We start from the raw sequence: 13048 nt of genomic DNA on the forward strand, positions 1-13048 counted from the left end.
ATAAAAAAACGGATACGTTTCTGTAACGTACCCGTTTTCTTCCAAATCCATTGATTATAAAAAGTATTACCTTTCTAAAGTCCAGTTAATGGCATTTCTGAACATGGTCGTAAACCCTTCCGTTTCGTACAACTTACTACTATGCCCTATCTGGAAATAAACATTGCGTGCCTTTTTGCTTTCATTGACCCAAACCACCGGATGATCGCCCATCTTGATGTCCGATGCAGGCGTGTAGCTCGATTCGTCTACATTGGCTAATACATGTACATTAGGGCGCGGACTCTTGTCATAAGTATACCACTCGTCATCGGGCACCACGAAAGAGGCCAGAACATCCTTCATTACCGGATGCTGTTTATCTTCCACAATCAGCGTACCGTCGGCCAGCGGAGCTATGTAGTTCTTGAAACGTACACCACCCATGAAATCAGAGAACCATTGCCACATGGGATAACCGTCAAACTCGCCCAGCAAAGTAGCATGATGGAAACCGATCCAGCCGCCACGGCCTTCTTCTATATACTTGACGAATGCATCTTCCGCTTCCTTCGGCCAAGTATAAGGCGGGAAATCCAATTGAATAACCAAGCTGAACTGCGACAAGTAAGCCTCCGTTATGTTCCTGGCATTGTTTATCTCGGTAATACTGAAATTCCCTTTTGCACCTTCGGCCGCCAACCACTTCAAGCCGGCATCTGTAAATCCTCCGTGCTGTCCACCACGTTCCGTCAACACCAGTACCTTCGCCTTGTGCGGCTTGCCCAATAGGTTTTCTGCTACCGTACGGCGCAAATCACCCTGCTCATTGTCTCCGCTATAATCCCAATACATGCCTCCCAGCAAATCTTTATCCAGAATATACTGACACTTGATGGCAAGTGAACGGGGATTCTCAAAACCAAATACCAACGTATCATTCTTATCGGCCAGATAAGGCACTTGAGCCACCTCATCCCACTTTTCAGTATATTGGGTATCCGTATTCCCTACCTTATTATAGTCTTGGAAGCTGGGATAACCGTCACCTCCACGACCATAGAAGGGCATACCCATCACCAGCTTGGAAGGCGGTACGCCCGCTTTCAAGTGTGCAGTAACGGCACCGTCCGAAGTAATGTCACCGCTATGTCCTGACGGATAAAGCGCCGAATGGTGCTTGGGAGCAGAAGCCATGTCATAAGCCATGATATTCACAAAATCGACGGAAGGCAAGATAGCCTTGAAGTCAATGTAACGGGCAGAAGCTACGGTGGCAAGTGTCAGTTCCTTTTCATTGCCGATGGCAGCTCTGATATCCTGCATCAGAAGTGTAAAATTCTCCGTATCGTCCGGTGACGAGGATATATTTGCCATAGAGCTGGTGGGATATTCCCAATCGATGTCAATGCCATCCAAAGCGAACTCCTTCACCACACGGTCACAGTCCGCGGCAAAAGCACGGCGATATTCATCATTGGCAGCCATCTCACTGAAACGTCCGCTTCCCCAGCCGCCGATGGAAAGCAGCACTTTCAGCTCCGGCTTCTGTTTCCTCAAATCAACAATCTGTCTCAAACGTTCCTCATTATCAATCTTGACACCGTTAAAGCTCTCGTTTACATGACCGAACGCATAGTTGATATGCGTCATGTACTGCGGGTCGGGCATCACCTCACTCCACGAAGTGACATAAGCAACCACAACCTTTGAATCGCGGGAAGCCGCAACGACCTCTTCTCCCGACTTAACGCTACCGCATGAAACCAATACGCCCAAAGCGGCAGCCATCATCATTCTAATTTTTTTCATAAGTACTATCTTTAATTACAAATTATCGCAGGTCTGACGGACCCGTGAACCTATCAATGCATAATACAGCATAAACGCTTCTCCAAAAAGAACGATGAGCCATGACCATCTCCAGCCTCCAAGAACATCGGCAAGCACTCCTTGCAACAAGGGCAATATGGCACCGCCTACCACTCCAATCATGAACACACCCGAAGCCACCGAAGTGTATTTTCCCAAATGGGCAACGGACAAAGTAAAGATAGCTCCCCACATGATGGAATGGAACAGACCTACTGCCGTGAGCAGCCACGGATTATTCAGAAGAATGGCCAGTAGGGCGAGTAGTCCTGCCGATACCGTAGTAACCGTCAACTGCACGCGGGGAGAAATCCTGCTCAGGCTGCTCCCCACCAGGCGGCCCACAAGCATACCACCCCAATAGAGCGTAGCCATCAGTGCCGGAGAAGCATAATCCATCTCGATGGCATACAGATTGATATTGGCCCCGATACAGACTTCCACTCCTACATAAAAGAAGATAGCCACCACGCCCAATGTCAGATGACGGAAGGACCATACACTTTTTTCCAGCTTTTCTCCCTTCTCTACCCTGGTTCCTTGGATATCGGGCAAAGACAATTTCATCAACAACAATACAATCAAAGAAATAACAGCCATCAATGCCAGGAACGGAACCATCAGCTGGTCAATCTGAATGTCCTCCATAGACAGACCGCCGAACACGACACCGGTCACGAAATAAGGAGCAAGCGTAGTTCCCACAGAATTGGCGGAACCACCTATAGCCAAACGCTGAATGGACTGGGTACCCTTGACATGGCAAGCCGTCAGATAAGGATTTATAACCACTTGCAGAATGGTGGCCGAAGCCCCTACCACGAAAGAACCCAGTAAGAAAATCAAGAACCCTCCAGGGATAACATTATTTCCTGCATGCCAATTCGCTTCAGGAAAGTGTACTGTGAAATAGGAAGAGGCAAAGAACAAACCAAGCCCCACAATCATCACCAGCAATCCACGCATCAATGTTCCTTTATATCCGTATTTGCTAATCCACGACGAGCCTACCCCTCCACAAACCGGATAAGCAAGGAACCAGGAGAAAGTAATCAAAGTAGCAAAAGTATTTTTTAACCCACCCACTTCCGAAAGAAAAGTTTCTTTCAGAGGACCCTGAAACTGAGTATTGGCAGTCGTAAGGAAACCTACAATAAAGAACAAGAACACCATCGTGATGAATGGCCCCATATAGTTTATTTGTTTTTCTTGTTGTGTCATAGTATTTTGATTATTAATTCAAATAATTAGTTATCAGCCGCCTGCAAGGCGACTTAGCAGTTAAGCATGCTTGCCGCCGCCTCATCCAGCAGAAATTCACAGTTGGGATGAAGCTGAAGGATGGAAGCAGGAACATCTGTTGTCACAGGCCCTTCAAGCATCCGCTTGACAATATTCGCTTTATTAGTCCCTTTGGCAACCAGTACAATCCGGCGTGCCTGCATAATGTTCTTTATTCCCAAAGTAGCCCCTCCCAACTCTTTATCGGGAGGAGTACCCGTTTCTCTACGGATGCGTTCTTCCAGTTCCACATTCATCCGGGTCACCCATGCTTCACCGCCAAAGGGAGATTCCGGCTGGTTGAATCCCAGATGTCCGTTCTCACCCAACCCTAAAATCAGCAAATCAATGCCGCCACGGTTCGCAATTTCCTGCTGGAAATCCCTGCATGACTGTTCAAAATCACCAGAAATGGTAGGCAGCATCAAAAAATTCTCTTCCTTGATGCCCAATGTATCCATCAACTCCGTTTTCAGCATCGTGTAGCATGCTCCGGCATATTCGCGCGGCACATTCATTACCTCATCCAATCCGAAGAAAGTAACGGTATCCACCTTAAACGGATATTTAGTATAGATTTCTCCCACCAACCGATGAAGATTGCCGGTAGTACGTCCCGTCGAAAGTCCTATCACACTCTCCGGTTCATTCAACATCTGCCCGATGATGCGCCATGCAGCCGTGCAGTCAAACTCCTTTTCATTCTTTGTTATTGTTATTTTCATATTCTTAATCATTAATTCCTAATCACATATTCATCGCCACCGCACCGGCCCCCAGAAGCCCGATAAATCCGGGATTCAGTTTCGTAATGACAACCCCGTTGCTGACAAAACGCATGGTCGTAGGATGAAGTTTCTCCAGAATCTTCTCGTGCATATATCCGTCGGCCACAATGCCTCCACCCAACACCACCGTGTCCGGGTCAATCACACGTACCAGATTCATGATAAGATTGGCAAGCGCCTCAGCTGCATTCTCCACCAGCACCGTACAGAGAGGGTCACCTTTCTGACTAAGTGCAAACACCTCACTCACAATCACCCGTTCCCCTTTTTCAGCCGGAATATGCAGGCCGGTCTCATACTGGTTGCGGAGCAGACGGGCACAATTGTCAAAACCTATGCCGGCAGCAATCGCCTCCACACAGTCCATCCGTCCACAACCGCATTTAATGCCTATGTTCACACCTACACGCACGTGTCCCACTTCGCCGGCATTGAAATGGCTGCCACGGATTTGTCTCCCATTTATCACCGTACCCACGGCAATGCCTGTACCTACATTTACGTATATAAAGTTTTTGGAAATTTGTCCGAATCCCCAGACACGTTCGGCTCTTGTAGCGCTCTTCACATCATTGTCTATATGGCAAGGCATGCCATATATATCCGACAGTTCCTTTGCCAACTCAATCCGCTGTGTCCTGCTCGGGTCAATCTGCAGCCAGACACCTTCGTTGGGATCTACACGCCCTATCAGCCCAACACCCATCGCTACCGGTTTCTGGTCATACCAGCCCACGGTACGGATATAATCATCGAGCGACGACTTGATGATTTCCAGCGCAGCCTGCTGATTAAAGTAACCGGAGTCATATTTCTTATACCTCAAAATGTTGCCACGGCTATCCATTTCGCCAATCAGCAACTTCGTGCCTCCTAAATCAAGACCTAAATACGTTTCCATTTTTTATATGCGTTTTTTAATATTGTTTACTGTCCACAATATTACGCACTATCAGGGAGACAAGGGTTTATTCTCTGACAAAAAAGGTTTAATACTTGTCAGCGGTGGTTCAAAAGCAGTCTTCATGGCTCTAAATTTTGCTGGGACTGGTGCCAAACTGCTTTTTGAAGCATGTACTAAAATATTTCGGGTCAGAAAATCCGACCATATTCGCCACTTCCCCTATCGAATATTTCCGGGAAACCAGCAGCTCTTTTGCCTTGTTCAAACGGACAATGCGGATGAAGTCATTCGGTCCCTGCCCGGTCAGCGTCTTTATTTTATTGTAGACAGAAGTGCGGCTCATGCCCAGCATCCGGCAGAAGTCATTGATGGAGAATTCCGAATCGGACAACTCCTCCTCAATCACTTTCATAACCTTGTCCAGGAACTCCTTGTCCAACTGGCTGGTATAGTCTGTCTCTTCGGGCTGCGCATCCATCGCCAACACGGTTTCGCGCAAATGCTGCCTATTCTGAAGAATATTCCTGATACGCACTTTCAGCACAGACAAGTCGAAAGGCTTGATGATGTAGTCATTGGCACCGGCCTCCAGTCCGAAGATGATATTTTCCCTCTCACTCAGTGCGGTCAGTAATATAATAGGTATATGGCTTGTATCTACCGATGACTTCAGAATCCGGCACAATTCATCACCTTCCAGTACCGGCATCACAATGTCCGAGATAATGATATCAGGATTGATTTCCCTTGCCGTCTCCAATGCCTTTCCGCCGTCGGGCACGGCAACTACCTTATATTCGGAAGACAAGCTGTCCACCAGATACTCCCTCATATCCGCATCGTCCTCCGCCAGAAGAAGGACATTCTTCCCGGCACGTTCCGTTTCTTCATGCACAGCCCCGGTAGCGGCCTGAGCTTCTTCCCGGCCGTCAGCCTTCGCTTCCACCGCCACGCTCGCCTTTATCCTCTGCGGGAAAGTTACCGTAAACGTAGTTCCCTGTCCCTCCACGCTACTGAAAGAGATGGTGCCGTGATGCTGTTTCACAATGCGGCGCGTAATCATCAGACCGATGCCCGAACCGGTTTCCTCAAAGTTCATGGCATTCTGGGCTCTATAATATTCGTGAAAAATATTGCCCTGCTCCTCTTTTGGAATGCCGATACCCGTATCCTTCACTTCAATAGTCCACTTCTTTCTTGCAGTCTTCACCAGTATGTGAATGACTCCCTTCTCTGTATACTTCAAGGCATTGGAGAGCAGATTGTCTATGATATGATCCATCTTCTCCCGGTCAATCCAAACCTTGGGCATATCCGGCTCCACCTCCAACTCTATCCCGACGCTCTTCTGCATGGCGGCTAAATGAAACTCCGCCATCTTTTCCTCCAGATAAGCCTTAATGTCGTATGGAGAAACCTTCAGACACTCCTCGGCATGCAGTTCCGTTTTCTGCAACTCAAGCAGTTGAGTAATCATTCCCATCAGTTTTTCCACATTCTTCATTGCCACCGCAACGGTTTTCTTACCCTGCTCCGGAAGTCCCTCCTGCGCTTCGAGCTCGCTCAGCGGAGCCTTTATTAAAGTAACCGGTGTACGGATATCATGGGCTATACTGATAAAGGAACGTATCTTGTCCCTTATACGCCCCTCGTTCACCTTATGCCTCCTATACTGCACAAACATGTAGACAAAGACAGACAACAAGATGAAATAGAGGAGCAGCGCCCACCACGAAACCCAGTAAGGGTTATGAATGACAATGTCCAGACTTCTTTCTCCCACCTGCTGCCCGGTGTACTTATCAAATGCCCGCAAGCGGAATACATACTTACCGGACGAGAGATTCATATAGCTCACGTTCCGCACTGAATTGGAGTGTTCCCACTCCTCATTGTGATTTTCGAGCCTATACTCATACCTGATACGATGCGGGACTGCAAAGTTGATGGCAGAGAAGGAAATAGAGAAGGAGTTTTGATTATACTTCAAATCTATTTTCCGGGTATCATTGATATTCGTTTGCAAAAGAGAGCCTTTCATTCCCGCTTTGACCGATTCGTAAAGCAGTTTAAAGTCTGTCAGAATCAGCTCAACAGACACATGGGGCCCTAAGTCCAAAGACGGGAGAAAGGAAAGAACCCCTTCTGCAGTGCCGAAAGCAAGACATCCATTCTTCAACTTAAGGGCAGCATTCGGGTTGTAATATCCCCAGCTGACATCCAAAAAATCATTGGCACTGATGATAATATCCCGGGAGCAGTCCAAGCAATACAATTCCTTCTCCGTACTGAACCAGATACGCCCTTCGTTATCCTCCAGCAGGCTGTTGATGGAATTGGAAACCAGATTGTCATCTACGGTATAGGCATGCGCCTCTTTCCCATCCGGCCCAACACGTATAAGGCCTTCCCCGTCTGTAGCCAGCCAGGTATTGCCGGATGAGGACTGCATCAGGCAACGGACAGGATAATGCAGAGAGATGTCTCCAAACGTCTGATGCCACTGCGTGTCTCCCGACTTCTTATCAAAGACGGCCAACCCGCTGCAACCGGCAATCAGTAATGAGCCCCCCTTACCCGGCTTTATGTCACCTATGCAATCAATCGGGTAATATGTATAAGTATCCGTCCGTATATCGTAACGGGTAAACTCTCCTTCAATACCACCGAACCAGACATAATCCCCTTCCGCATAAATGGCATAAACATAGTCGGTGGCCATTCCCTTCTCCGGATGTGCATTTCTTTTCTCTTTCTTCTGTACCCGTCCGGTCTGTTTATCAATACAATAGACACCGATACCATAGCCACCTACCCAGATGTTTCCCCCGGAGTCTTCGGCAAGCGCCAATACCACTTTGCCACTATATTCCGTACCGTCCAGATAGTGGGTCCATTTGCGTGACCGAGGTTGATAGAGGCTGACGCCGTTGTTTGTACCATACCAATAATCTCCCTCCGAGTCCTGAAACATCACATTTACATGGTCCGACTTCAGGGAATTATCATTATTGCGTTCGTGCCTGATTCTATAGACATCCGGCATCTCCGGATCCAGATAGCTGATGCCATTCGTAGAAGTGCCAATCCATACAACTCCGGATTCATCCACACAAATATCGGATACCGTATTACCACTCAAGCTTTTGTCATCATCCCCGTTATTCATGTAATGGTTCAAAAGTTCTCCGGTAGCGACATCCATGCAAAAAACACCTGCACCGTCGGCTCCCACCAGCAGCAAATTATCCTTTGTCCTTGCAAACGAACGGATAGGTACATGAGGAATCCGGTCATTCAAGGAATGTATTTGCCCTTCGGGACCGTCAAGCACAAATACGCCGTTTGAAAAGGTACCGATGAACAGCTTCGCTCCGAAGACATAGAGCGATTCCACATGCATCTCTGTATGCAGGTCAACCGGCCTCGTCTCAAAAGACGAAGAACCTGCCGCTCCTGCCTTCGTCAGCCGGAAGACACCCTTGTCGGTGCCTGCAAAAAACACTTCATCTTCCATTTGGACCATGCAACGGACAGATTGCCCCTTCAATCCGGCAAAAGACAGTCCTGCACTTTCTTCCCAAGAATAAAGCCCCTTCGACATACACAACCACAAACGGTTTTCGTCATCAAACAGCATATTATACAATACCGGAGAAGGCAGGTAATCGGCCAAGTCCACACGCAATTGGAAAGAGTCCGTCAGTTTGTTGTATGCATAGATTTTTCCATTCTTCAATGCAACCCAGACAATACCCTCCTTATCACACATCATGGTAGTGGAAGACTGGATATTGTCCCTGGAATCAACCATTCCGTCCAGCTTGTAATGCTTGATTTCATTCCCGTCATAACGATCTATCCCGACATGAGTATACACCCAGACAAATCCGGCTGAATCCTTGTTTATCTGGAATACTTGCCGACTGCCCAATCCCTCCTTGATACCCAAGGTGCGGAATGAACCGGCAAACAAGTCAGCGGACAAAAAAACGAACACCCATAACAGCAGAAATGTACATGCAACGGATTTATATGGAAACGGATATGGAGCAGACATAGGTCATATATTGTTTTTCGGATGCAATATTACGCATAAATATAAAAAAAACGGTCGAAAAACTATCCGAATAGGTTCGATTTCTATTACTTTTGCCTTCCGAAACCAACAAATCATGAGAAGCCATGCTCAGTAAGTTCAAATTAAACCAGCTCTATTTCAAGGACACACAGTTTGCCAACCTCATGACACGGCGCATTTTCAACGTCCTTCTGATAGCCAATCCTTACGATGCTTTCATGCTGGAAGATGACGGCCGCATCGACGAAAAGATATTCAATGAATACACTTCGCTCTCCTTGCGCTACCCTCCCCGTTTCACGCAGGTTTCCACTTGCGAGGAGGCGCTGACACAGCTGTCCTCCATCTCTTTCGACCTCATCATCTGCATGCCGGGCACGGGAGACAACGACAGCTTCGACGTGGCACGATACATCAAAAACCTGTATGAACAGATTCCGATGGTGATACTTACCCCTTTCAGCCACGGCATCACCAAGCGTATTGCCAATGAAGACCTCAGTCCCTTTGAGTATGTGTTCTGCTGGCTGGGAAACACCGACTTGCTGGTTTCCATCATCAAGCTGATAGAGGACAAGATGAACCTGGAGCACGACGTCAACGAAGTGGGTGTGCAGCTCATCCTGCTGGTGGAAGACGGCATCCGCTTTTACTCCTCCATCCTGCCCAATCTGTATAAATTCGTATTGAAGCAGAGCCAGGAATTCTCTACTGAAGCACTGAATGCCCACCAGCGCACACTGCGCATGAGGGGACGTCCCAAAATTGTACTGGCACGTACCTATGAAGAAGCCTTTGGCATCTACCAAAAATATAAGAATAATATATTAGGTGTCATCACCGACGTACGCTTCCCCCGCGTAGAACGGGGCGAGAAGGACGGACTGGCCGGTATCAAGCTCTGTGCCGCCATCCGCAAGGAAGACCCGTTTGTACCCCTTATCATACAGTCCAGCGAATCGGACAACGTAGCGTATGCAGCCAAATACGATGCCGCCTTCATCGACAAGAATTCCAAAAAGATGGATGTGGACCTGCGCCGTATTGTATCAGACAATTTCGGCTTCGGCGACTTTATCTTCCGCAACCCGGACACGCTGGAAGAGATTGCCCGCGTAAAGAATCTCAAAGAGCTGCAGAACATTCTTTTTGCTGTTCCGGCAGAATCATTCCTTTACCACATCAGCCGCAACCACGTCAGCCGCTGGCTCTACTCACGTGCCATGTTTCCCGTGGCAGAGTTCCTGCGGCCCATCACCTGGAATAGCTTGCAAGACGTGGATGCCCACCGTAAAATTATCTTCGAGGCTATCGTGAAATACCGCAAGATGAAAAACCAGGGAGTAGTGGCAGTCTTCAGGCGCGACCGCTTTGACCGATACTCCAACTTTGCCCGTATTGGCGACGGTTCGCTGGGAGGCAAGGGGCGCGGACTGGCTTTCATCGACAACCTGGTGAAGCATCACCCCGAGTTCGAAGAGTTTGAGAATGCCCGTGTCGCCATCCCCAAGACCATCGTGCTCTGTACCGATGTGTTCGACGAGTTTATGGATACCAACAATCTGTATCAGATAGCCTTGTCCGATGCCGACGATGACGTCATCCTGCGCTACTTCCTCAAAGCAAAGCTGCCCGACCGCCTGGTGGAGGACTTCTTCACCTTCTTCGACGTGGTGAAGTCGCCGCTTGCCATCCGTTCGTCCTCGTTGTTGGAAGACTCGCACTACCAACCCTTCGCCGGCATCTACAACACCTACATGATTCCCTATCTGGACGACAAGTACGAGATGCTGCGCATGCTGAGCGATGCCATCAAGGGAGTATATGCTTCGGTCTACTTCCGCGACTCGAAGGCATACATGCAGGCAACGAGCAACGTTATCGACCAGGAAAAGATGGCTGTCATCCTGCAAGAGGTAGTGGGCAACCAGTATGGTGACCGCTACTACCCCAGCATGTCCGGTGTGGCACGTTCGCTCAACTACTACCCCATCGGCGACGAGAAGGCAGAAGAAGGTATCGTCAATCTGGCGCTCGGTTTAGGTAAATACATCGTGGACGGTGGCATGACGCTCCGCTTCTCGCCCTATCACCCCAACCAGGTGCTGCAAACCAGCGAAATGGAGATTGCCCTCAAAGAGACTCAGACCCGCTTCTATGCCCTCGACCTGCGCAATGCCGGTCACGACTTCTCCATCGACGACGGCTTCAACCTGCTGAAACTGCACGTCAAAGAAGCGGAAAAGGACGGAGCACTGAACTACATAGCCTCCACCTACGACCCTTACGACCAGATTATCCGCGACGGGCTTTATCCCGGCGGACGCAAAGTCATCACCTTTGCCAACATCCTGCAACACGACGTATTCCCCCTGCCACGCATCCTGCAACTGGCTTTGAAATACGGAGAGCAGGAGATGCGCCGTCCCGTAGAGATAGAGTTTGCCGCCACCATGAGCCGCGAGAAGGACAAAACCGGCACCTTCTACCTGCTGCAAATCCGCCCGATAGTCGACACCAAGGAGATGCTGGATGAAGACCTTACCGCCATTCCGGACGACCAGGTACTGCTCCGTTCCAACAACTCATTGGGACATGGCATCATGAACGAGATACATGACATTATCTATGTGAAGGCAGACGACTATAGTGCCTCCCACAACCAGGAGATTGCCTGGGAGATAGAGAAGCTGAACCAGCAGTTCCTGGACGAAGGCCGCAACTATGTCCTTGTAGGTCCCGGACGCTGGGGTAGCAGTGACACCTGGCTCGGCATCCCCGTGAAGTGGCCGCACATCAGCGCTGCCCGCGTGATAGTGGAAGCCGGACTGACCAACTACCGGGTAGACCCCAGCCAGGGAACCCACTTCTTCCAGAACCTGACCTCCTTTGGAGTGGGATACTTTACCATCAACGCCTTTATGAATGACGGCGTATACAACCAGGAATTCCTGAATACACAGCCTGCCGTACACGAGACGAAGTACCTGCGGCATGTACATTTCCACCAGCCAATGGTGGTAAAGATGGATGGCAAGAAGAAACTGGGAGTGGTGCTGATGCCCGAAGAATAAATCAGTCCGTCAGCCGGTGCAGCACAATCATCACCACCTCTGCGGGAGCAAACATGCGGATGGCCTTCTGCGAAGTGCCGATGCCGTTGGTGACAATCATCGGGATGTTCTTTGAGTTGTACTTCAGCCCGGAGAGGAACCGCTGCCCGTAGTGCGAGGGGACTATCGGTGCATAAAGCCCGAACAGCGTCACCTGCCCGCCATGCGTGTGTCCGGCCAGGATGAGATCGGAGTTTGTCACCGGGACGTCCTCGGCATAGTCCGGCGTATGCGTCAGCAGGATTACGAAATCGTCGGGCGAAAGGCCGAGTGTGGGCGATGTGCCGTTCTTGCCCAAGTCGAAAGGATTGCGCACGCCCGCCACAAGAATCCGCTCACCGCCACGCCGCAGGGTGTCCACCTTATGCTCCAGCAGATGCATGCCATAATGCCTCATTTCGCGCACGATGTCGTCATAGCAAGCCTCGTAGTCATTGTTGCCAAGCACGGCATAGGTGCCCAACGGCGTCTTCACTTGCGCCAGGGCAGCCATGACGGGCGGCACGTACTGGCAGCCTTCGTGAAAGTCACCGCCAATCAGCAGCACGTCGGCCTTCTGGTCTATGAGCAGGCGGACCAGGTCCTTCAATCCCTCCTCCTTCAGCAGGCTTTTGTAGTGCAGGTCGGAGACAAAGGCGATGCGGAAGCCCTCGAAGGCGGCAGGCACGTCGCGATGCGTGAAGTCGTACGTCTTAATGCGGCTGACGCCCTTATAGGCCGAGCCTACGTGGGTGGTTTTCGATGTGATTCTTGTACCTCGCTGCACAATTACCTTTTGTACCGGTGCCGTTTTCTTTATCTGCTGTTTCTTTACCTCGCCCTTCGCCGGCTGGCGGCGGACATTACGCAAATCAGACTGGTCAAAGGTGAACATCGGCGAAAGGCGGGCAGGCAACCCGATAGTATCGCCAAGCTGCGTGCTGTCTGCCTGCATGACTGGCTGCGGCAACGACACGGTAATCATCCGCTTGGAACGGCAGGAAGACAAGAGCAGCAGAGAAAGAATGGATATGTAGACTAACTTCTTCAT

The 13048-nt window shown here is 49.6% G+C and carries 7 protein-coding genes; 1 reads left to right on the forward strand and 6 read right to left on the reverse strand.

The features are described from left to right. Nucleotides 1-66 precede the first annotated feature (66 nt). The 5 genes from DWZ67_RS01555 to DWZ67_RS01575 all read right to left on the reverse strand — a co-directional run bounded on the left by DWZ67_RS01555 (nt 67) and on the right by DWZ67_RS01575 (nt 8884). Nucleotides 67-1791 (reverse strand): glycosyl hydrolase family 18 protein, encoded by a 1725-nt coding sequence (locus DWZ67_RS01555; RefSeq protein ID WP_120137999.1) that lies wholly within the window; start codon nt 1789-1791, stop codon nt 67-69. Nucleotides 1792-1806: 15 nt separating this feature from the next. Continuing rightward, nucleotides 1807-3072, reverse strand: a complete 1266-nt coding sequence (locus DWZ67_RS01560) for an MFS transporter (RefSeq protein ID WP_008665144.1) — start codon at nt 3070-3072, stop codon at nt 1807-1809. 53 nt (nt 3073-3125) lie between these two features. Further along, nucleotides 3126-3857, reverse strand: coding sequence for a 6-phosphogluconolactonase (locus DWZ67_RS01565; RefSeq protein WP_120138000.1), 732 nt, complete (start codon nt 3855-3857; stop codon nt 3126-3128). Between the two features lie 22 nt (nt 3858-3879). After that, complete coding sequence (locus tag DWZ67_RS01570) at nt 3880-4821, reverse strand: ROK family protein (protein WP_005833057.1); 942 nt, start codon at nt 4819-4821, stop codon at nt 3880-3882. 130 nt (nt 4822-4951) lie between these two features. Continuing rightward, complete coding sequence (locus DWZ67_RS01575) at nt 4952-8884, reverse strand: hybrid sensor histidine kinase/response regulator transcription factor (RefSeq protein WP_120138001.1); 3933 nt, start codon at nt 8882-8884, stop codon at nt 4952-4954. Nucleotides 8885-9009: 125 nt separating this feature from the next. On the opposite strand from DWZ67_RS01575, the gene DWZ67_RS01580 reads away from it, so the two are divergent. Then, nucleotides 9010-11979, forward strand: coding sequence for a PEP/pyruvate-binding domain-containing protein (locus DWZ67_RS01580; protein WP_120138002.1), 2970 nt, complete (start codon nt 9010-9012; stop codon nt 11977-11979). Nucleotide 11980: 1 nt separating this feature from the next. Here DWZ67_RS01580 and DWZ67_RS01585 read toward each other — a convergent pair whose 3' ends face one another. Beyond that, nucleotides 11981-13048, reverse strand: a complete 1068-nt coding sequence (locus DWZ67_RS01585) for a metallophosphoesterase (RefSeq protein WP_034523237.1) — start codon at nt 13046-13048, stop codon at nt 11981-11983.

The organism is Bacteroides sp. AF34-31BH, assembly GCF_003602795.1.
In the GTDB taxonomy this organism is placed as follows: domain Bacteria; phylum Bacteroidota; class Bacteroidia; order Bacteroidales; family Bacteroidaceae; genus Bacteroides; species Bacteroides uniformis.

Bases quoted from the DNA above. Each gene is read 5' to 3' on its own strand.
- DWZ67_RS01555 (WP_120137999.1), bottom strand. From the start codon at position 1,791: ATGAAAAAAATTAGAATGATGATGGCTGCCGCTTTGGGCGTATTGGTT.
- DWZ67_RS01560 (WP_008665144.1), bottom strand. From the start codon at position 3,072: ATGACACAACAAGAAAAACAAATAAACTATATGGGGCCATTCATCACG.
- DWZ67_RS01565 (WP_120138000.1), bottom strand. From the start codon at position 3,857: ATGAAAATAACAATAACAAAGAATGAAAAGGAGTTTGACTGCACGGCT.
- DWZ67_RS01570 (WP_005833057.1), bottom strand. From the start codon at position 4,821: ATGGAAACGTATTTAGGTCTTGATTTAGGAGGCACGAAGTTGCTGATT.
- DWZ67_RS01575 (WP_120138001.1), bottom strand. From the start codon at position 8,884: ATGTCTGCTCCATATCCGTTTCCATATAAATCCGTTGCATGTACATTT.
- DWZ67_RS01580 (WP_120138002.1), top strand. From the start codon at position 9,010: ATGCTCAGTAAGTTCAAATTAAACCAGCTCTATTTCAAGGACACACAG.
- DWZ67_RS01585 (WP_034523237.1), bottom strand. From the start codon at position 13,048: ATGAAGAAGTTAGTCTACATATCCATTCTTTCTCTGCTGCTCTTGTCT.